17 protein-coding genes and 1 other RNA gene are annotated in these 21,286 nt (G+C 63.1%); 11 read left to right on the top strand and 7 right to left on the bottom strand.

Annotated features, from left to right (window positions below; translation table 11 throughout):
* The first annotated feature begins 25 nt into the window (after positions 1-25).
* From HELO_RS17430 to HELO_RS17405, 6 genes are read left to right on the top strand one after another with little or no spacing between them, the layout of a single operon-like run.
* Positions 26-7,150 carry an EF-hand domain-containing protein gene (locus tag HELO_RS17430; RefSeq protein ID WP_013333927.1) on the top strand — a complete coding sequence of 2,375 codons (7,125 nt, stop codon included), beginning with the start codon at positions 26-28 and terminating at the stop codon, positions 7,148-7,150.
* Positions 7,147-7,437 carry a hypothetical protein gene (locus HELO_RS17425; RefSeq protein WP_013333926.1) on the top strand — a complete coding sequence of 97 codons (291 nt, stop codon included), beginning with the start codon at positions 7,147-7,149 and terminating at the stop codon, positions 7,435-7,437. Before HELO_RS17430 ends, HELO_RS17425 begins: the two co-directional genes overlap by 4 nt.
* Positions 7,438-7,443: 6 nt before the next feature.
* Positions 7,444-8,895: a hypothetical protein gene (locus tag HELO_RS17420; RefSeq protein WP_013333925.1), complete on the top strand. Its 1,452-nt coding sequence runs from the start codon at positions 7,444-7,446 to the stop codon at positions 8,893-8,895.
* Between the two features lie 16 nt (positions 8,896-8,911).
* Complete coding sequence (locus tag HELO_RS17415; RefSeq protein WP_013333924.1) at positions 8,912-9,769, top strand: hypothetical protein; 858 nt, start codon at positions 8,912-8,914, stop codon at positions 9,767-9,769.
* Complete coding sequence (locus HELO_RS17410; protein WP_013333923.1) at positions 9,769-11,568, top strand: phage head spike fiber domain-containing protein; 1,800 nt, start codon at positions 9,769-9,771, stop codon at positions 11,566-11,568. The genes HELO_RS17415 and HELO_RS17410 overlap by 1 nt, the downstream gene beginning before the upstream one ends.
* Positions 11,565-11,984: a hypothetical protein gene (locus HELO_RS17405; protein ID WP_013333922.1), complete on the top strand. Its 420-nt coding sequence runs from the start codon at positions 11,565-11,567 to the stop codon at positions 11,982-11,984. The genes HELO_RS17410 and HELO_RS17405 overlap by 4 nt, the downstream gene beginning before the upstream one ends.
* 88 nt (positions 11,985-12,072) lie before the next feature.
* Here HELO_RS17405 and HELO_RS17400 read toward each other — a convergent pair whose 3' ends face one another.
* The 5 genes from HELO_RS17400 to smpB form a co-directional block, all read right to left on the bottom strand.
* Complete coding sequence (locus tag HELO_RS17400; RefSeq protein ID WP_013333921.1) at positions 12,073-12,750, bottom strand: type II toxin-antitoxin system HicB family antitoxin; 678 nt, start codon at positions 12,748-12,750, stop codon at positions 12,073-12,075.
* A gap of 38 nt (positions 12,751-12,788) precedes the next feature.
* A complete protein-coding gene (locus HELO_RS17395) occupies positions 12,789-12,971 on the bottom strand; it encodes a type II toxin-antitoxin system HicA family toxin (RefSeq protein ID WP_041602248.1) in 183 nt (60 codons plus the stop codon).
* A gap of 519 nt (positions 12,972-13,490) precedes the next feature.
* Positions 13,491-13,721 (bottom strand): DUF1654 domain-containing protein, encoded by a 231-nt coding sequence (locus HELO_RS17385; RefSeq protein WP_041602246.1) that lies wholly within the window; start codon positions 13,719-13,721, stop codon positions 13,491-13,493.
* 165 nt (positions 13,722-13,886) lie between these two features.
* Positions 13,887-14,265: a transfer-messenger RNA gene (ssrA, locus tag HELO_RS17380) on the bottom strand.
* A gap of 43 nt (positions 14,266-14,308) precedes the next feature.
* Positions 14,309-14,800, bottom strand: a complete 492-nt coding sequence (gene smpB / locus HELO_RS17375) for an SsrA-binding protein SmpB (protein WP_013333920.1) — start codon at positions 14,798-14,800, stop codon at positions 14,309-14,311.
* 129 nt (positions 14,801-14,929) lie between these two features.
* Here smpB and HELO_RS17370 point away from each other — a divergent pair, with 129 nt between their 5' ends.
* Together HELO_RS17370 and HELO_RS17365 are read left to right on the top strand one after the other, a co-directional pair.
* Positions 14,930-15,364: a type II toxin-antitoxin system RatA family toxin gene (locus HELO_RS17370; protein ID WP_013333919.1), complete on the top strand. Its 435-nt coding sequence runs from the start codon at positions 14,930-14,932 to the stop codon at positions 15,362-15,364.
* Positions 15,365-15,374: 10 nt separating this feature from the next.
* Positions 15,375-15,668, top strand: coding sequence for an RnfH family protein (locus HELO_RS17365; RefSeq protein ID WP_013333918.1), 294 nt, complete (start codon positions 15,375-15,377; stop codon positions 15,666-15,668).
* Between the two features lie 7 nt (positions 15,669-15,675).
* Here HELO_RS17365 and HELO_RS17360 read toward each other — a convergent pair whose 3' ends face one another.
* Positions 15,676-16,095, bottom strand: a complete 420-nt coding sequence (locus HELO_RS17360) for an outer membrane protein assembly factor BamE (protein ID WP_049786311.1) — start codon at positions 16,093-16,095, stop codon at positions 15,676-15,678.
* Between the two features lie 72 nt (positions 16,096-16,167).
* On the opposite strand from HELO_RS17360, the gene fur reads away from it, so the two are divergent.
* Entirely contained in the window at positions 16,168-16,614 is a 447-nt protein-coding gene (gene fur, locus HELO_RS17355; RefSeq protein ID WP_013333916.1) for a ferric iron uptake transcriptional regulator, read from the top strand.
* Between the two features lie 78 nt (positions 16,615-16,692).
* On the opposite strand, the gene recN is transcribed toward fur, so the two are convergent.
* Positions 16,693-18,366 (bottom strand): DNA repair protein RecN, encoded by a 1,674-nt coding sequence (gene recN, locus HELO_RS17350; protein ID WP_013333915.1) that lies wholly within the window; start codon positions 18,364-18,366, stop codon positions 16,693-16,695.
* Positions 18,367-18,588: 222 nt separating this feature from the next.
* Here recN and grpE point away from each other — a divergent pair, with 222 nt between their 5' ends.
* Together grpE and dnaK are read left to right on the top strand one after the other, a co-directional pair.
* Positions 18,589-19,218 (top strand): nucleotide exchange factor GrpE, encoded by a 630-nt coding sequence (grpE, locus tag HELO_RS17345; RefSeq protein WP_041602244.1) that lies wholly within the window; start codon positions 18,589-18,591, stop codon positions 19,216-19,218.
* A 127-nt stretch (positions 19,219-19,345) separates the two neighbouring features.
* Complete coding sequence (gene dnaK, locus HELO_RS17340; protein ID WP_013333913.1) at positions 19,346-21,280, top strand: molecular chaperone DnaK; 1,935 nt, start codon at positions 19,346-19,348, stop codon at positions 21,278-21,280.
* Positions 21,281-21,286 lie beyond the last annotated feature (6 nt).

Below are 21,286 nucleotides of genomic sequence, written 5' to 3'. Positions count from 1 at the left end.
TTTTGTGCCTGAAATTAGGTGAGCCGTGGACAAGAACTTCAAGACAGGGTTGATCATCACCGGTAACGCCGATGGTGGTGTGCGTGCCGTGCGTGCGACCTCGTCAGAAATCCGAAATCTCAACAGGGATTTTGAATCGGGTTCCAAGCGTGCGCGCTCTTATGGCCATGAGACCCGTCAAACCGCCCGTGAGCTCGAGTTTCTGAAGCAGCATGCCCTAGGGGTGGGTACCGCTATTGCCGGTGCCTTTGCTGCTAATAATCTGGCGCAGCAAGCGGTGATGATCCGTAATACGGATGCTCTGGCTAACTCGTTGCAGGTCAACACCAAGACGCTCCAGGAATGGCAGTTTGCCGGTCGCTCTGTGGGGCTCGAAGCCGACAAGATCGGCGACATCTTCAAGGACGTCAGCGATAAACTAGGCGATTTCGCGGCTACGGGAGGCGGTGAAGCCAAAGACCTGTTCGAGAACCTCAACCTCAATATCCGTGAGCTGCAGGCACTCAGTCCGGATAAGCAGATTCTGCGCATTGCCGATGCCATCAACGAAATTGAGGATCCCAGCCAGCGGTCCTTCTATTTTGAGAGCCTGGCCGATGAGATGGTTCGCCTGCAGCCGCTGCTTGCCAATGGAGCGCAGGGTCTGCGAGAAGCTTCTGACATGGCAGACGCCTTGGGCATCGCCATGGATGATATTGAGGTACGGCGTGCTGTTGAAGCCGCCGAAGCCATGGATCAACTGCAGGGCGTGGCCCAAGGGCTGTCGAACACCCTGATTGCTGACCTCGGGCCTGGTCTCGCGGATTCTACCCGTAGCCTGACTGAGTTCATCGATGAGGTGGGTGGGGCTGATGAGGTGCTCGAAGGCATCGGACAGACCATCACCATGTTGGGCAGTGTCTACTTGGCTGTCCGCTTGCGAAAGCCTCTATCCAAAATTGGCCCCCTGGGACTGGCAGCAGGTCGCAATATCGCCCAAGGCTTCGCCATGGCGGTCGGAGCGAGCGGCCGCCTGAATCAAGCGCTGGTTGTAACCCAAGGGCGTATCGCGGCCACGGCTGCGGCTGGCAGGGCGCTTCGGAGCAGTCTCGCCCTGATCGGTGGCCCGGCTGGAGCGGCGCTACTGGCGGCTGGTGGTATCTATACCTTCCGTGAAGAGTTGGGCCTGACGATTCCTCGAGCGGATGCTTCTTCTGAAGCGGTTCATCAATTGACTGGGAAGCTCAATGACCTGAACAAGGCCGCAGCAGAGAAGAAGCTCACCGAGCTCAATAATCGACTTGCTGACCTCAAAGCCTCAGCTGAGGAAACCGGACAGGCTTATCTCGAAGTTGGCAAGAACGATACTGGCCATGGTGGTTTTCTTGGGGCCGATGTATCAGGACAAGTTGAAAAGATCCAAGAGATTGGTGAAGGTGCTAAGGAATCTCGCCAAGAGATGGCGAATGTCGAAGAAGCCATCGGCCTCGTCCGAGATCGCCTTGAACACCTCAACTCTACAGGTGAAAGAACACCGCCCGTCTTAACCAATATCGGCGACGCATCCGAAGATGCGGCAAAGAAACTCGAAAAACAAAAGGAAGCCGCCAAGTCGCTCCTGGATGAGCTGTACCCCGTCTTGGCCAGCCAGCGTGAGTATGCCGAGCAGAAGGAGCTGCTGACTCAGTACGCCGAGCGCGAGGGTAAGAGCAACCAGTGGCTAGAAGAGTCCCTGAGTCGGCTCCAGAACCAGTACCGCAACGCCGGCAGTGCCGCCGAGGTGTACGGCTTCGATGGCAGCAAAGCCATGGAGAAGGTCGAGGACTCTGTCGATCCCATGGCCACGGCGTTCGAGCGTGGCATCGAGCGTATGGACGATGCCGCCGTGGACATGTGGCGGTCGTTCCTCGATGGCTCCGAAGGCGCTTTCGACAGCTTCAAGAACCTGGCGCTGGATACGCTGGCCGAGGTCATCCACGCCTATACCACGCGGCAGATCACCACCTCCATCGGTGCCCAGATCGGCATTGGTGGTCAGGGCGCATCAACCGCTGGTGGCGGTGGTGGTTTCGGCAACATCGCAAGCATCGGCAAGCAGGTCTACAGCGGAGTCGTTGACGGGTTCAGCAGCGTCGCGTGGACGGGGGCGAGCAATACTGCCTATGCCGGCGGCTGGGCAGGTAGTGCGACGAGCGGCATTGGCCAGTCCGGCTTTATGGGCGGGTCCCTGTCCAATTTCGGCGGCTCCACTGGCCTGATGTCGCTCGGCGCCTCAATGATCGGCAGTGAAGTCGGGGATGCTGTCAGTGGTGCCCTCACGGACAAGCAAGCCAACTCCAACTGGGGGCAGATGGCGGGTTCCGCCATCGGCACCTACTTCGGGGGGCCGATCGGCGCCGGCCTTGGCTCGGCCCTCGGCTCGGTGGTGGACTCCCTGTTCGGGAGTGGTGGCAGTGACCTCGACCTCGCTATGGTCCGTGGTCGTGACGAGAGCGCCCATACGTGGGATCACGGCATCGTCGCCCAGGGTGGACTGGGGGCTGTTGGCTTCCAGGATGAGGGGTCGCATGAGGTCGCCGACCTGTGGGACATCGACGAGGCTAAACAGCTGGTCGAGAGCATCGCGCAACTGGACACCGCTGTTGCATCACTGGCGGAGACGCCCGAGCAGCTGGCGGCCATGCGCGACGCGGTGATGGCATCGAACCGCCATGGCATCCAGGGGCACTATGGCGAGACCAGCAATCCCGGTGACGTCGTCGACCGCCTGACCTCCCGCTATGACGACGCCTTCGGCGCGCTCGACGCGGAGTTCGCCGAATTCATGCAGGGGCTCGATGGCAGCATCGACCAGGTTCTCGAGAAGGGCATCGCCGCCCGGCAGGCGTTCACCTTCCTCAGCGACGCATCCGAGCGCCTGGATCTGCGGTTCAACGACACGACGGCCTCGGCCTATGAGGCGGCGGCGTCACTGGCCGAGGCAGCGGGTGGCGTCCAGAACCTGTCGAGCCTGCAGCAGAACTACTATCAGACGCTGTACAGCGAAGAAGAGCGTCTGAACCAGCTGCGCTCTGACGTAACGCAGCAGCTCAACGCCATGGGCATGTCGCTGCCGACTTCCCGCGAGGGCTTCCGACAGCTTGTTGAGGCGCAGAACCTCAACACCGAAGCCGGGCGCGAGAACTATGTGCAGCTGATGCAGCTCGTGGATAGCTTCGATCGTCTGCGTGAATCCGCCTCGTCGGTGAATGACGAGACCACCGATCTCGCCGACAAGATCTCCGGTCTCAAAGACGACGTGAAGTCCGCTTGGGAGACGTTCGACAAACAGTCATTCGACCAGCGCATCACGTTGCTCGAGATGGCCGGCAAGAGCGAAGAGGCCCTGGCACTGCAGCGCGAGCGCGAACTGGCCACCATCGACGAGTCCCTGCGTCCGTTCCAGGAGCGCATCTGGGCCCTACAGGATGAGGCCAAGGCGCAGGAGGAAGCGGCCCAGGCCGGGAAGGAATATGCCCAGGCCCTCGCGGATGCCCAGTCCTGGCTCGGCTCGACGCTGGAGAACATCACCGGTTGGATCGACCGCAACCAATCGACCGACGCAGGCATGGGCTCGCCGGCCGATCAGCTGGCCGCCGCCGGTGAGGCCTATCGTGAGCAGCTCGAGGCTGCTCGGGGTGGCGATCGCACGGCCTTGCAGAACATCACGCAGTATGCCGACCGCTTCATCGCGGCACAGAAACAGTGGTCCGCCAGCGGTGGCGATACCACCTCGCTGATCGACCGCATCGAGCGACAGCTCGGCACGCTGCCCGATCAGTTGTCGGCCGAGGAATACATCGCCGACGAGATCAAGCAGGCGCTGATCGAGCAGACCGCCGGCATCACGTCTGAACTGGCTGACGTACTGCGCAGCGACACGCCGAGCAACATCGCCGGGGCACTCGCTAGCTCGTTTGACGATCTGACGCGCGGCATCGGTGACGTGCTGACCCGTGAGCAGCTCGCGACCGTCATGGCCGGCAAAGCGACGGACGCTCAGCTCGATGCCGTCATGCGCGTCGTCGACCTCAACGGCGACGGCGTCATGTCCGGCCTGGAATCGGTCATCATCAAATCGATGCCGACTGACGCCACGCTCGCCAATGCGCTACGCCAACAGCTGCAGGCGAACGGTGACAAGGCGCTGACCGCCGCACAGGTGCGACAGGCGCTGCGGCCCATCGCCTCCGACAAGCGCATCAACCAGCTCATCAGACGTGTCGACACCAACGGCGATGGGCTGCTGTCGGCCCAGGAGCTGACCAGTAGCCGGCTCGGTGGCCTGGCCGACGGTATCGCCGCTTCGCTGTCCGGCTCGTTCGACCAGTTGGATGCCAACCTCGACGACAACCTGACCTTCGATGAGCTCAAGGATGGCCTGTCGGGGATGGCCACCGACGCCCAGCTCAAGGCGCTGATGCGCTCGATGGACGTCAATGCCGATGGCGTGATCAGCGGCCTCGAGTCGGTGGTCATCGAGAGCATGCCGACCGACAGCCGGCTGGCCAATGTGCTGCGAAACCAGCTCAAGTGGACCCGCAATCAGCAGCTGACCCATGACCAGGTGCGGGAGGCGCTGCGTCCGATCGCCAGCGACGAGTCGATCAGCCAGTTGATCCGTCGCCTGGACACCAACGGTGACGGCATCATCACCGCCCAGGAGGTGGGCAATGCCCGCTTGGGTGGCCTGGCCGATGGCATTGCGGCCTCGCTGTCCGGCTCGTTTGACCAGTTGGATGCCAACCTCGATGACAACCTGACCTTCGCCGAGCTCAAGGATGGGCTGTCGGGGATGGCCACCGACGCCCAGCTCAAGGCGCTGATGCGCTCGATGGACGTCAACGCCGATGGGGTGATCAGCGGCCTCGAGTCGGTGGTCATCGAGAGCATGCCGACCGACAGCCGGCTGGCCAATGTGCTGCGCAACCAGTTCAAGTGGACGCGTAACCAGCAGCTCACTGCCGACCAGGTGCGCGATGCCCTGAAGGGCAAGGCGTCGAACGATCGCATCAACCAGTTGATCCGTCGGGCCGACAAGAATGCCGACGGCATCATCGATGCCGCCGAGTTGGCCAGCGACGTCACCACCTCCGAGCTCTCGTCGGTGTTGGCCAAGCAGCTGGGCTGGACGCGCAATCAGATCAAATGGACCCGCAACAGCCAACTCACTGCCGATCAGGTGCGTGATGCTCTGAAGGGCAAGGCGTCGAACGAGCGCATCAACCAGTTGATCCGTCGGGCCGACAAGAACGCCGACGGCATCATCGATGCCGCCGAGCTGGCCAGTGACGTCACCACTTCCGAGCTCTCCGGAGTGCTGGCCAAGCAACTGGGCTGGACGCGTGACCAGATCAAGTGGACCCGCAACAGTCAGCTCACGGCCAACCAGGTGCGCGATGCCCTGAAGGGCAAGGCCTCGAACGACCGCATCAACCAGATGATCCGGCGGGCTGACAAGAACGCTGACGGGATCATTGATGCCACCGAGCTGGCCAGCGATGCCAGCACGTCGGAGCTGTCCCAGGTCCTGAGCAACCAGCTGAAATGGACCCGCAACCAGATCAAGTGGACGCGCAACAGCCAACTGACCCACGACCAGGTGCGTGAGGCGTTGTCGCCGATCGCCTCCAATGCCGAGATCGACCGGCTGATCACACGCCTGGACAAGAACAGCGACGGCATCATCAGCGCCCAGGAGATGGCCAGCGAGCGCCTGGATGGTCTGGCATCCGGCATCGGCAATGCGCTCTCGCCGATGTTCGATACCATCGATAGGTCGCTCGACGGGCTCATCGACTATGACGAGTTCGGCAAGAGCTTTGCCGGCATGGCCTCGGATGAGCAGCTCAAGCGAATTTTCGCGCAGCTCGACAAGAATGGCGACGGCACCATCTCGCGGCTGGAGGCGATGAAGGGCTCGACCGACGAGGTCGGCGACAACACGGCCTCGATCGAGCAGCAATCGCTGAATCAGCTCGAGAAGTTGAACAACCTGGTCGGGGAGATGACCCGGACCACGGATCAGTTCGTCGACATGAACTCGACGATGGTGAGCCTGCGGGATTCCATCAATGCCTTGGGGGTGGCGCAGGAAGAGCAGAATCGCATCGAGCGCGAGCGGCGCGAGGCGAAGGAGCGTCAGGAGAAGCGCCTGGAGAAAGAGCGTGCGGCCGCCAGTTACCTGGATCGGGCCAATCAGCTCGAGCAGCAGGCCCAGGACAAGACGCTCTTCGACAATCTCGACGGCATCACCGCCAAGCGCTCCGACGTGATCGTCGGCAACATCATGGATCAGGCGGGCAACGACAACATCCTGTCGTGGAAGGAATACCAGTCCGCACTCGATGACATGAAGGACCGTCGTGACAAGGGCTGGTACAACGCCGGCGAGCTCGATTTCGCCAAGACGGCGGCGTTGTCGCTGCGCAAGCAGTCGCGCTACCACGAGATGATGGACCAGGCCGCCGGGATCACCGGCGACGACTACTCGGGGAGTATCGACCGTCCCGACTTCGCTGGCGTTCGGGAAGAGCTGAAGGGGCTCTCGGACATCGAACGCGCCCGCAGCTTCTTCACCCGCTATTCGGACTATGCCGGCAGCTGGAAGATCTGGCGCGGCACGCTGGATTACGACTGGGATCGCTGGACCGGCAACATCCTGACCACGCCGATTGCCGATGCCGATCTGATTCGCGTCGCCAAGGAGCTGGACCGGGACTTCGCCGGACCCAAGCGCTTCTTCGCCAAGGGCGGTGTGTTCACCAACTCCGTCGTCGATCAGCCCACGATGTTCAACATGGGCGTGATGGGCGAGGCGGGCCCCGAGGCTGTCATGCCACTGGCTAACGGCCCCGAGGGTCTGGGTATTCGGTTGTATGACACGCCCCCGATCCCCGAACTGCCGCTGCTGGGTCGTGACGACATCGCCGAGACGCTGCGGGACGTGCTGCGTGAAAACCGTCAGCTACGCAAGGACCTGAACCGTTTGATGGGTGAGAACAACGAGCACGCCGCCGCAGGCGTTGCCGTCTCCCAGGAGGGCTTCAAACGGGTGGACCGCAACACCGCCCGCATTGCCGAGACCAATGACGCGATCGACGACCGCCAGCGCCTGGAGGCCCAGCGATGATCAAGACAGCTCTTTCTCATGCCCTCATCGCCATCGCGATCCAGCTTGCCGTCGGCCAACTCATCGGTTACGCCGCCGCCGGTGCATTGGCGGTAGCGTTCTACCTGGGCCGCGAGCTATCGCAGCACGAGTACAAGCTCGGCATCCGGCGCGGGTGGGAATGGGGAGAGTCGCTCCCGGTCAAGCCTTGGGAGCCGATCATCCGCGGCTGGTCGCGAGATTCTGCACTCGACATCATCGTGCCCGCCATTGCCGTGGCGGCGCTCGCGTATTGGCTGGGGATGTAGGTTGCGATGACCTGGTTACTGACGATCGAGGCCCGGGACGCCGCCGGTGACGCCGTAACGCTGCGGTTTTCCGACGGCGCCTACAGCGCCCCCACCGCACAGCTATGGACACCCCGCATCCGCCAGCCGGGCCTCTACCGTGAGGGCATGTATGCCGGTGACCTGGTCAGCATCAAACGAAGCGGCATCGGCGAGACCACGCTGATCAATGCCGACGGCGGTCTCGATTATCTCGCGGACTATGCCGTGGACGGTCGAGAGGCCGTGCTGTCACGGGTCGATTCGGGCAACGTCCTGGAAGCCTGGCGCGGCACCGTTGCCGGGCTGTCGTTCAGCCGGGGCGAGGTCTCGGTACGCCTGCGCGAGCCGGGCACGCTGCTGCAGACACCGCACCCGCATGAGACCTACGCCGGCGACAACGTGCTGCCCGATGGCCTCGAGGGCACCGAGGACGACATCGCCGGCCAGGTCAAACCGCGCGTCTACGGCGATGTGCGCAATGCCGAGCCGGTGCTGGTCAACTCGGCCAAGCTGATTTACCAGGTCAGCAGCCGTGCCGACTGCGCGGTGTCGGCCGTCTATGACAAGGGTGCTTCACTCACCGACGGCGGGGCCTACGCGGATCTCGATGCGCTGCAGACCACGGCGCCGGCCGCCGGTGAGTTCCGGGCCTTCGAGGGCTATGTGCGACTGGGCACCTCGCCGGAGGGGCAGGTCACCGTGGATGCGGCCTCGGCGTCGACCGGTGCCGGGGCGGTGGTGGCCGACATCGCCGCCGAGGCGGGCGAGACCCTGGACGCCGGCGATGCCACCAACCTGGATGGCGTCGGCACCGTGGGCCTCTATATCGCCGACGCCGTCAATACAGCCGCGCTCCTCGACCGCCTGGCGGTCTCGGTGGGTGGCTGGTGGCGGTTGACGCCAGGGGGCACGCTGCGTGCCCACCTGCTGCAGGCCCCCGCTACCCCCGTGGCCACCCTGGCCGATCACCAGATCACCTCGCTGGGCCGGTCCTCGGCCGGGGCCGGCGACAACGGCCTGCCGGTTTGGCGGGTGACGGTGCGCGCGGATCGCCTCGAGACGACCCAGACCGACGTGGCCGCCAGCGTGAGCGATGCCCGCCGGGCGCGCCTCGCCCGGCAGTATCGCGATGCCCAGGCCGAGCGCCAGACCACCCGGGACCACCATCCCCTGGCCGATGAACTGACGATCGAGACCGACCTGCGCTCGCGCGCGGATGCCCAGGCCGTCGCCGACCGCCTGGCCGACCTGCTCAGCGTGCGGCGTGATCGCGTCACGCTCGAGGGGCGTCTGGCCCAGTCCCGGCAACGGGCCATTGGCGACACCGTGACCGTGACGACGCCCCGCCTCGGCTACGGCCAGGGGCGTGACATGCGCATCATCGGTCGAGAACTGAATGCCCGCACCGGGCGTATCACCTTGGAGTTGTGGGGCTGACGTGACAGGAGGACGCATGCCGCTTGACCCGAACAAGATCGTTCTGTGTTGGCCCAACCTGATCGACGACGCCACCCTGAGCACGTCTTCATCATACTGGTCCGAAGAACAGCCGCTGTCGCTGGTTCAGCGCCGCGAGCTCGCGGAGAAGGCCCGGCTGAACGATGCCGGGGGTGTCATCGACATCGAGCTGGGAACACCGCGACCGGTCGGGGTGGTGGCCCTCGCCGCGCATAACCTGAGTGCCTCGGCCCAGTATCGCGTCATCATCGGCTCCGGACCGAATGGCACGGTGACCTGGGATAGCGGCCCGCAGAATGTCTGGCCGGCGGTCTACGCCACCGCCGAACTCGAGTGGGAATACGACAATTTCTGGGCCGGCACGATCGAAGCCGATGCGGCCTTCACCCCGCTGCTCACCGTTTTCATCGACGAGGTCCAGGTGACCTCCTATATCCGGGTCGCATTCGACGATCCGGCCAACCCCGACGGCTACATCGAGATCGGGCGGCTGTTCATCGGCGATGCCTGGCAGCCCGAGTTCAACATCTCGTACGGCATCACCCATGGCTACGACGACACCACCGAGATCACCGAGGCCGGGGACCGCACCGAGTATTTCGATCTCAAGCGGCGCCGGCGCACGGCGACGTTCTCCCTGGATTACCTGAGCGAGCAGGAGGCGTTCACGCGGCTGTACAGCCTGCAGCGCACAGAGGGCATCGCCGGCGAGATCCTCTATGCGTTTTCCTCGCATCCATCACCGGAGAATTTCGCACGCACCTTTCTGGCGCGGCAGCAGCAGATCGACGCGCTCTCGCATCCCTACCACGCCACCCACAGTGGTTCGCTTTCCTTGCTGGAGATCCTGTAATGACATCGGTCACCTATCCCACGGAATACGGCGGCGACGGCAAGACCTATACCGATGACGCCGACCCCGATACCGGCATGGCCAACGGCGGGCACCGCACCCGGCTGCTGCCCGCGATGGCAGGCACCATCGACATGGCCGCCTATGCCAAGTCCCAGGCGGATGCCGCGAGCAGCTCCGCCTCGAGTGCCGCGAATGATGCGGCGGCCGCCGAACAGGCCAAAAACGAGGTGCATGTCGACCAGGACACCATTCAGGCGGCAGTGACGACGACGACGGAGAAAGCGTCCCTTGCCTCGGCTTACGCGGACACGGCCACCAATATGGCCGATGCCGTGGCCCAGGCCACGGCGACATACACGGGCGTTGGATCGGGGCTGGGGGCCACCAGCGATGGCGATTATTTCCGCGTCATCGCCGCACCCGAGGCCCGGCGCATTGATGTCTACCGCAACGACAGCGGCAGCGCCACGCTGATCGCTGAGTACTACACCCGGGCCGGTGTCGACGCACGGATGCGTGACCAGGTGCGCCTGTCGCGCTCCCTGCAGCGCCAGGGCGACCTGGGCCAGTCGCTGCATGCCGATTTCCTGCTGCAGGCGTACGGCTGGACCGACTCGCCCATGGACGGTGTGCAGCACGCGCTCTCCGATAGCGAGGTCATCACCGTACTGCGCGCCTCGCCCAAGTGGGTGTGGGACGCGAAGGGAAAATTGGTGGAGGTACCGGTCGATACGCTGGCGTATGAGTATGATCCGGTCACTGGAGCGCCGCTGGGGGTGCTCAACGAGCCGCACTCGACCAACGAGATCGCGGAGTGCAACCGCTGGGATGCCAATCCCGGGGCCATGTTGTTTCCCGGTGACGGCGATCCCTTCCCTGGAGGGATCGGCATGCCTCAGCGGGTGGTGCCGGACGCGACGACGGGGCGCCACTTCGTGCGCCAGAACAACCCGATCGACAACGAGGGCCAGGAGGTTACGTACGCCTTCTTCTTCAAGCCGCAGGGCTACAGCCTGTTCGACGTCAGGGTGAACGGTTATGGCGGTGATGTCGGGGCTTCGATCGATGGCACCACCGGTGAGGTCACCTGGACGGCGAGCAGTACCGTGGAGATCAAGGTACTGCCGCTCCCTGACGGGTTCTATCGCGTGGAAATCACTGGGGTGGCCACCAGTGATGGCTCCTGGGTGCACATCTTCCTCAAGGACAATGACGGCAACCTGGACTTTGCCGGTGATGAAACCAGTGGCATGGATCTCTACTGGGGGCAGTTTGAGGTGCGAGGCAGTGCGACCTCGCCGATCTGGACCGAGGGGGCATCGGCAGCCCGCGAGGCTGACGCCGTGCATGTCTATGCCGACGGCTGGGAGAACCGGCGGCAGTGCTCGGTATTCGTTGATGCCGCGATGAAAGGCGGCGGGGCGGATGACGACAATATCGTGACTCTGGGGGCCGGTTCACAAGATGAGCGCATGGTCATCTCCAAGCGCGGCCAGGTCTATGTAGCGTCTCCCGACGGTAATTCGTTCGCCGGTCACAGCTTCTCCCCGAGGCTTTATCCAGAGACCACTACCTACGCGTTGGCTTACGAAGAACAAGGCCGCTTCGTGATGGCGATCAACCGGGGTGAGGATACACGCAATATTGGCATCATGAGTGACAAGCGGCTGACGATCAATCGCCTGACATTGGGTACCCAGCATACGGGCTGGTCAGGCGTGCTGAATGGCTATCTCCGCCGGCTGCGCTATTACCCCTATTACATGCCCCTCGATGAGCTGGAGGCCCTGCAATGATCGACGCGATTCTGTATGTGGCGGACTACCCCGCACTGGCACAGTACCTCTCGCTGAACCACCCGGAACTGCTCCGGCAGACCGACCAGGGTGAGATCAGGCTGCCGCCGGTGATCGACGGGTTCGCGAGAACCAAGTCGGTCCAGAACGGCAGCGCGGTGCTGGCCTATGCGCGATTCCGCGAGGCACAGGCCGCGCAGTGGCGAGGGATCCCGGGCATCGAGATCCTCGGGGAAGCCGAGTTCACCGGCCGGGGCACGGCGGATGCGGTCTATGGCCAGGTGTTCGACGACCCGGACAAGTTGGCCAAGTACGACAGCGTCTACGACAGAACGCCCCGGGAGGTCGACGACGGGCAGGGTGGCGTGATCACGGTCACGCCACCAGATAGGTTCGGGGTCGTGGCGGGGGCGTGACGGGAGTTGGATCTAACTTTGAAGGAGCATTGTTGTTAATTGTTGTTAGAAGGGGCGCGGTGGCCCCTTTTCTCATTCCTCCAAAGAGTCACCATTCAGCTGTGATGACATAGAATTTGGGGTTAATTTTTTCCGATTTGACTTTATACCCTAGATTTTCAAGTTCGGCGATTGCTGTATCAATATCTTCTTGGCTAAAGATGTCGGTCTGAAAATGTGATGAAGCGCTTCGACGCCCCATCTTGGATTGGGCATTAATTTCTGACGTCAATCGCTTCACGATATTTTCGTGGTTCGGGTCAGCGGCTTCGGCCTGTTGGCGTGCTTGCTCGGCGTTCATGTTTCGCTCCTTATTAGTAATGCGCTCCAATTCGTATTGCGCGGCGCGGGACAGAAATCCCGACCGGCTCTGATACACATCGCCCTGTTTTGCTACTGCGGTGTCGATGCGCTTGATCAATAGTTCCGGAAGTGTGACATTGATCTTGTGGCTCTTGCCCAGGTAGGGCGTTATATCGACCTCAACAGTCGCCCATACCCAACCTTTATAGTCTGGATTCTCCAGATGCTGCTCGATGGTAGTGGTCTTAGGGATTGGATCACCGTGATCGGACAGGCTTTCCAGATGCCCCTCGATGGCCTCGCGCGCATTGGCGACCGCCTCGTCGAAGGTGTCGCCGGCGGAGAAGCAGCCCGGCAGATCGGGAACCACGACGCTGTAGGCGTGCTGTTCGTCAGCGATCTCGATAGCAATGGGGTAGTACATGTCGTCGCTCCTGTGTGAAGTGCCGGAGGTGACCGGCCTCACTTGAGGCCGGCTTGCTTTCTGATCCCTTGTACTAAGCCCTTTTTCAGATCCTTCTTTGGATGAGGCACCGTGATGGTGCCGGGCTTGGAGGGGTGTCTGAAGTGGTGGTGACTGCCCTTGATGCGATCTAGCTGCCATCCATCCGCTTCAAGCTCCTTGATCAGTTCACTGCTTTTCACCTCCGGCTCCTTTGCTGCGTTGATGGGGTTATAGTAACCCCATTAGAAGCGATGGTCAAGAAAAAATAACCCCAGTAACTCTATGGTGGGTGCGTGCGGGGGATTTCGCACGTGCCGAGTCGTTCATGTCGCACAGCAGCCCGCCGGGGATGGGCTATGCTTGCCATGTGGTGACGCCCACAGCATGCGACGCACACGGAGTGCGCCGCCGCCAAGGACGGCATGTCGCGTCACCTCCACTACCGCCGGACCATCCCCGTCTTACCTGGCTGGCACCGCCGCCAGACCCCGTCGATGATGCCCTGCTGCCGGTATAGCAGATATGTCATCGATCCCACTCGCCAATAGTCGGCCTGGTCATGGTCCGACAGCCGGCACCGGCCACTGTAGAGCCGGCCACGCCATATGACGTGAAACTCGATCCACTCGCCCGTAGAGGGCTTTGCCCGGCGCAGACCGATCCAGCCGCGTCGCTCGAGCCGCTTCCGCCACTGGGTGATCTGGTGCCTTGTGGCCACGTTACGCTCCGACAGGCACCCAGCTGACCAGCCAACCCTCGTCGGTGCGGGTCACGTCGACGTTCTCGTTCTCGCTGATCTCATCGATCAGGCGATCCCAGTCATCAGGGCTATCGCCCTCGGCTGGCTGTAGGTGTACCTGGCGCTGCTCGCGCCAGGTAGCTGCCGCGATGATTTGCTTTACGCGCTGGCCGAGGAGTTCGTATGAGGTGGGGCGGTGCTTCTTGGCCATGGCAGGGCCTCCCTGTCGATTACTGTTTATGTGTACAGTATCAACAAGGATAAAAGGGATGGCAAATGTTGACCAAAAAGCTGACCACACCATGCCCAAATCAGGCATATTCAGGCCCAAAAAACAAAAACAGCCACTCGTAAGTGGCTGTTTTCATTGCTTGAGTGGTGGAGGCGGCGGGAATCGAACCCGCGTCCGCCGACACTCGCCCATCGGCTCTACATGCTTAGTTCCGTCTTTTGCTTTAACGCTTCTGGCTCCGACGGCCAGGATCCAGAAACGCGATTCCTCTAAGGTTTAACGGTTGACGCGAGGACGAAGCCAACCGCGATCCCATCAGTCTGAGCTCGTGCCCTTTGGTGATGAATGGGCACATCACCGCCGGGTAGGACTAGAAGCTAGCAGTTTTTACGCTGCCAGCGCGCCCTGAGCGTAGTTGTCGTCGTTTGCGACTATTTAATCGTGATGTTGGATTTACGAGATACATCACGCTCTCGGCATGCACCTCAGGGTTTGTCATCGGCGTCGAAGCCATGTCGCCCCCGTAACGTCGCCATTCTAACAGAGTGGCTATGGCTGTGACAGCGTTATGTCTTGTTGTGCTCACGCAGGATGCGGCCCTTCTGCCGCTGCCAGTCGCGGTCCTTCTCGGTGGCCCGCTTGTCGTGGAGCTTCTTGCCGGTCACCAGCGCCAGCTCGCACTTCACCTTGCTGCCTTTCCAGTACAGCTTGAGTGGCACGCAGGTGTGCCCCTTGTCCTGGGTCCGCGAGAAGATCCTGGCGATCTCCTTGCGATGCAGCAACAGCTTGCGGGTCCGGGTCGGGTCGGCCACCTCGTGGGTGCTGACGGTGTTGAGCGGGGTGATGTGGCTGCCCAGCAGCCAGGCCTCCCCGTTCTTGACCAGGATGTAGGTGTCGGTGAGCTGTGCCTTGCCGGCGCGCAGGCTCTTCACCTCCCAGCCGGCCAGTGCCAGGCCGGCCTCGAAGGTCTCGTCGATGTGGTACTCGAAGCGCGCCTTCTTGTTCAAGGCGATGGCGTTGCTGCCTGGACCCTTGCCCTTACCTTTCTTGTTGGCCATGGAACCTCATATTCTGTCTTGCCGATGATGGCCTGCCCCTCCGATATGGGGGGAAGCGTGATACCATTCAAGGCCTGAAACAACCGCTCATGATACGCCTTGGGCCCCTTGAAGTCAGCGGAGAGGTCAATGCCAACGGTTAATCGTTCCGCCCTGGTGCGGCACACCCCCCAGCAGATGTTCGATCTGGTCAACGATTTCGAACGTTATCCGGAGTTCCTGCCGGGCTGTCGGCGTGCGCGGTTGCTTGAACGGGACGCCGAGCATCTGGTCGGCGAAATGACGCTGGGTCGTGCCGGTATCGAGCAGAGCTTCACCACGCGCAACGATCTGCAGGAGCCCGAGCGCATCGACCTGTCGCTGGTCAACGGCCCCTTCAAGCGCCTGCGTGGGCGCTGGCTGTTCATGCCCATGGGCGAGGATACCTGCAAGGTCAGCCTGGAGATGGAATTCGAATTCGCCAACCGCCTGCTGGGCATGGCGTTCGGCAAGCTGTTCCAGCAGGTGGCAGGCCAACTGGTGGAAGCCTTCACACGCCGCGCCGATGAGCTCTATGGACGCTGAAGAGCAGGGCATGGTCCACGTCGAAGTGGCCTTTGCGTTGCCGAACAGGCAACGCATCGTCTCGTTGACGCTACCCGCGGGCACTCATGCTCGCGAGGCAGTGCGCCAGGCCGATCTGGCACACTATTTCCCCGATGTGCCGCCCGAGACCTTCGAGAATGCCGCGCTCGGCATCTTCGGCAAGGCATTGCGCGATCCGGAGCGGCACATATTGCAAGAGGGCGAACGGGTGGAAGTCTACCGTCCTCTGCGCATCGATCCCAAGGCGGCACGGGCGTCCCGCGCCGCGGACAAGCGGGGCTGAGAGCGGGTCATTCGTCGTCGGGGCGAGCGTTGAGCAGGTTACCCCGTGCGTTGGTGGAGTCCGTCGGGCCGATGCCGCGCTCGTCGGCGACCGAGGGTGGACGCGAGAAATCGCCATGCCGGTCGATGTCCGCCAGGCGGTTGCCCTGGAAGGTCAGAGTGAGGCGCCGTTGCTCGACGCCGCCGTAGGCCTTGTCCAGGCGATAGACATAATCCCACTGCTGGGCGTCGAAGGGAGCCTCGAGCATCGGGCTGCCCATCAGATTGACCACCTGCTGGCGGGTCATGCCGGGTTGCAGCTGTTCGGCCATGGCGGAGGTCACCAGGTTGCCCTGGGCCAGGTCGCGCTTGTACACGCCGAAATAGCTGCAGCCACTGACGAGGGTCAGGGCGACGGTTAGGGTGACGGTGCGAGTCAGCTTTTGCATTTGCGCCTGTTCTTCACTATCGTGGTTTTGGTCGATCATACCCGACCCTACCTGATACTGCGAAGAGCAACCATGGCCGACCAGAACCATGAATTACGCAAGGCCGGTCTGAAAGTGACCCTGCCGCGCGTCAAGATACTGCACATTCTCGAGAACGCAACGGGACAACATCACCTGAGCGCCGAGGATGTCTACAAGACCCTGCTCGAAGCGGGCGAGGACGTGGGCCTGGCCACCGTCTATCGCGTGCTGACACAGTTCGAGACCGCCGGTCTGGTGACTCGTCACAACTTCGATGGCGGTCATGCCGTCTTCGAGCTGACCCAGGAAGAGCACCATGATCACATGGTGTGCCTGGACAGCGGCGAGATCATCGAGTTCTTCGATGACACCATCGAACGTCGTCAGCAGGAAATCGCCGAGGAGCACGGGTACGAACTCGTGGATCACGCCCTGGTGCTCTATGTGCGCCCGAAGGGATCCCGGGTGACGCGCCAGGAACCGTCCGGCAAGAAGTGAACGCGCTGGCTCGATGAGCGCAGCGGACAAAGACGACGCCCCGACCTGACAGGTCGGGGCGTCGTCGTGCGTGCAAGCTCAGTGATGGGCGCGCTGACTGGCGTCGAGCATCTCGCGGGCGTGTGCCAGGGTCTGGTCGGTCAGCTTCATGCCGCCCAGCATTCGGGCCAGCTCGCCGACCCGACCGGCTTCGTCGAGCAGCGCCATGTGCGTCAGGGTGGTCTCGTCTTCGGCCTGCTTGGCGATATGCAGATGCTGATGGGCCTGGGCGGCGACCTGGGGCAGGTGGGTCACGGTCATCACCTGGCCTCCCTTGCCCAGGCGTCGCAGGAGCTGGCCGACGACCTCGGCGGTGGCCCCGGAGATGCCGACATCGACCTCGTCGAAGACCAGGCTCGGTATGGTGGAGTGCTGGGCGGCGACCACCTGAATGGCCAGGCTGATCCGGGAGAGTTCACCGCCGGAGGCGACCTTGGTCAAGGGGCGCGCGGGCTGACCGGGGTTGGCGCTGATCGTGAAGCGGGCGCGCTCTAGCCCCTCGGGAGACGGGGTGTCGCGGGGTGTCAGCTCGACATCGAAAGAGGCCTTGCCCATGGCCAGAAAGGCCAATTGTTCCTGCACTGCCTTGCCGAAGCGTTGGGCGGCCTTGCGGCGCGTGGCGCTCACCGCTTCGGCCCGTTGCCGCCAGGCCTGTTTCAGGTTCTCGACTTCGGCGGCCAAGGCGTCGAGGTCGCCGTCGCCACCTTCCAGTTCGGCCAGTTCCTCGGTGAGGTGCTGGTGCAGCGAGACCAGTTCATGGGGCGCTACCTGATGCTTGCGGGCGATGCGATGCACCTCGCCGAGGCGCTCCTCGACCCAGGCCAGGCGCTCGGGATCCAGCTCCACGCCGGCGGCGAAATGATTGAGTTCGCGCCCGGCCTCTTCCACCTGGATGCAGGCGTCGCCGAGCATGCTCAGGGCATCGGCCAGGGCGCTGCGCTCGCTGCCGGGTAGTGCCGACAGCCGGTTCACCGCCTGGTGGAGCAGCGGCAGGGCGCCGCCTTCGTCGCCGTCGCAGCATTGGGCGGCGAACTGGGCCTCGCGCAGGCGTTCCTCGGCGTGTGCCAGTGTCTCCTGTTCCGACTCCAGGCCCTCGAGCTCGCCTTCGGCCAGGGCCAGTTGGTCGAGTTCCTCGACCTGATAACGCAATAGCTGGAGGCGGGCGCGGATCTCGTCGTTGTCCTCCGAGAGCCGCTTGAGACGCTGATGGCTCTCGCGCCAGGCGTGAAAGGTCGCCGCCATGTCGCGCACCGCCTCGTCGTGATCGGCGAAGTCGTCGAGCAGATGCAGGTGGGTTTCCTCTCGCAGCAGGCCCTGGTGGGCGTGCTGGCCATGGATCTCGATCAGGTGGTCGCCCAATGCCTTGAGATCCGCCACCGTGGCGGGTTGGCCATTGATCCAGGCCTTGGAACGGCCGGATCGGGTCACCACGCGGCGCAACAGGCAGTCGTCGCTGGGCAGCTCGCGTTCGTCGAGCCAGGTCCGGGCGGCCGGCAGCTCGGCGATATCGAAACGGGCGGAGAGATCGGCGCGCTCGCAGCCATGGCGGACGCTGCCGGCATCGGCTCGCTCGCCGAGGCACAGGCCGAGGGCGCCGAGCAGGATGGATTTGCCGGCCCCGGTCTCGCCGGTGATGGCGGTCATGCCGCCTTCCAGCTCGAGCGCCAGGTGATCGACGATGGCGAAATCGCGAATGGCGAGCTCTGTCAGCATGATGCTTCCCCCGGGGCTTGTCTGAATCTACTGGTTATTCATCCATTGCCTTGTGCGTTTATACAGTAGTTCATGTCCCGGAACAACGCACGGCTGCAATCCACGTATTTCGATGCCTTGAGTTCCGCGAGGTCAGCCCCATATACCTCGCAACGACGATTCATCCCGACAACATGTCTTCAGGCGGCCCAGGGCCGCCGGCTGTCATTTCAGGAGGCACGCATGGCCAAAGATCCGCAGACACCGCTGGACGACGAGCTTTCTCGTCAACAGGAGGAAGCCGACGCCCAGGTGGAGCCGGAGTCCGTGGAAGGTGAGCTCGAGGACGCCATCGAGAACGCCGAGCAGACGCAGGAAGAGCGCGAGTCGACGGACAATCCGGAGGCCGAGGTCCTGGCCGCCAAGGTCGAGGAGCTCGAGCAGAGCCTGGCCGATGCCAAGGATCAGTCGCTACGGGCTGCCGCCGAGGCGCAGAACGTGCGCCGGCGCGCCGAGCAGGAAGCCGAGAAGGCTCGCAAGTTCGCGCTGGAGAAGTTCGTCAAGGAGCTGCTGCCCGTGGTCGACAGCCTCGAGAAGGCGCTCGATGCCATGCAGGAAGGCGCGAGCGAGACCCATCGCGAAGGGGTGTCGATGACGCTGAAGCTGCAGCTCGATGTGCTGGGCAAGTTCGGCGTCGAAGTGGTCGATCCGACTGGCGAGCCCTTCGATCCGCAGTATCACGAGGCCGTGACCATGGTGCCCAACGCCGAGCTGGAGCCCAACTCCGTGATGGAAGTGATCCAGAAAGGCTACCTGCTCAATGGTCGTCTGGTCCGCCCGGCAATGGTGGTGGTCAGTCAGTCCAGCGAGTGACATTTCGTGCCGAAAAGCGGCCCGAAGCCCTTGAAAAGGCGCCGAGGGCCCCCAGATAGACGGCAACCCCGCGGCAAACGCCGCGCACATGAACGAATCTGCAACATCGATATTTCGAGGATTTCCTATGGGACGCATCATCGGTATTGACCTGGGGACCACCAATTCTTGCGTGGCCGTGCTCGACGGCGACGACGCCAAGGTGATCGAGAACGCCGAAGGCGCGCGCACGACCCCGTCCATCATCGCCTACACCGACGACGGTGAGACGCTGGTGGGGCAGGCGGCCAAGCGCCAGGCGGTCACCAATCCCCAGAACACGCTTTACGCCATCAAGCGCCTGATCGGCCGTCGCTTCAAGGACGATGTCGTCCAGAAGGACATCAAGATGGTGCCCTACACCATCACCGAGGCCGACAACGGCGACGCCTGGGTCGAGGTCAAGGGCAACAAGCTGGCGCCGCCCCAGGTCAGCGCCGAAGTGCTGAAGAAGATGAAGAAGACCGCCGAGGACTACTTGGGTGAGACCGTCACCGAGGCAGTCATCACCGTGCCGGCCTACTTCAACGACAGCCAGCGTCAGGCCACCAAGGATGCCGGCCGCATCGCCGGTCTCGAGGTCAAGCGCATCATCAACGAGCCGACGGCGGCCGCGCTGGCCTATGGCATGGACAAGTCCCGTGGTGACAAGACCATCGCGGTCTATGACCTGGGCGGCGGTACCTTCGACATCTCGATCATCGAGGTGGCCGACGTGGACGGCGAGACCCAGTTCGAGGTGCTGGCCACCAACGGCGACACCTTCCTGGGCGGCGAGGACTTCGACCTGGCGCTGATCAACTATCTGGTCGACCAGTTCAAGTCCGACAGCGGCATCGACCTGTCTGGCGACAACCTGGCCATGCAGCGCCTCAAGGAAGCCGCCGAGAAGGCCAAGATCGAGCTGTCCAGCGCGCAGCAGACCGAGGTCAACCTGCCCTACATCACCGCCGACAACACCGGTCCCAAGCACCTCAACGTCAAGGTGACCCGGGCCAAGCTCGAGTCGCTGGTGGAAGAGCTGGTGGCACGCTCGCTGAAGCCGTGCAAGACCGCGCTGGCCGATGCCGACCTGTCCGCTTCCGACATCGACGATGTCATCCTGGTGGGCGGCCAGACCCGCATGCCGCTGGTCCAGGCCAAGGTTGCCGAATTCTTCGGCAAGGACGCCCGCAAGGACGTCAACCCGGATGAGGCCGTGGCCGTGGGCGCCGCGATCCAGGGCGGCGTGCTGGGCGGTGACGTCAAGGATGTGCTGCTGCTCGACGTCACTCCGCTGACCCTGGGCATCGAGACCCTGGGTGGCGTGATGACGCCGCTGATCGAGAAGAACACCACGATCCCGACCAAGAAGACCCAGACCTTCTCGACCGCGGACGACAACCAGACGGCCGTGACCATTCACGTGCTGCAGGGTGAGCGCAAGCAGTCCAGCGGCAACAAGTCCCTGGGTCGCTTCGACCTGGCCGACATTCCGCCGGCGCCGCGTGGCGTGCCGCAGATCGAGGTCGCCTTCGACCTGGACGCCAACGGCATCCTCAACGTGTCCGCCAAGGACAAGGCCACCGGCAAGGAGCAGTCGATCGTCATCAAGGCTTCCAGCGGCCTGTCCGAGGAAGAAGTCGAGCAGATGGTCCGGGATGCCGAGGCCCATGCCGACGAGGACAAGAAGTTCGAGGAGCTGGTGGCACTGCGCAACCAGGCCGACGGCATGGTTCACGCCGCCCGCAAGACCCTCGAGGAAGCCGGCGACAAGGCGACCGATGAAGAGAAGCAGGCCATCGAGAACGCCGCCAGCGAGCTCGAGGAAGCGGCCAAGGGCGACGACCAGGAGGATATCCAGGCCAAGCTCGATGCCCTGACCGAGGCGTCCGGCAACCTGGCCCAGAAGATGTACGCCGAGCAGGCCGAGGACGCCGCGGGCGCCGACGCCGGCGAGCAGGCCGAGGGCCAGAAGAAGACGGAAGACGACGTGGTCGACGCCGAGTACGAGGAAGTCAACGACGACCAGAAGAAGCAGTAAACCACG

This window comes from Halomonas elongata DSM 2581, from assembly GCF_000196875.2.
Classification (GTDB): Bacteria; Pseudomonadota; Gammaproteobacteria; order Pseudomonadales; family Halomonadaceae; genus Halomonas; species Halomonas elongata.
This window is presented reverse-complemented; position numbering and strand designations above follow the sequence as displayed.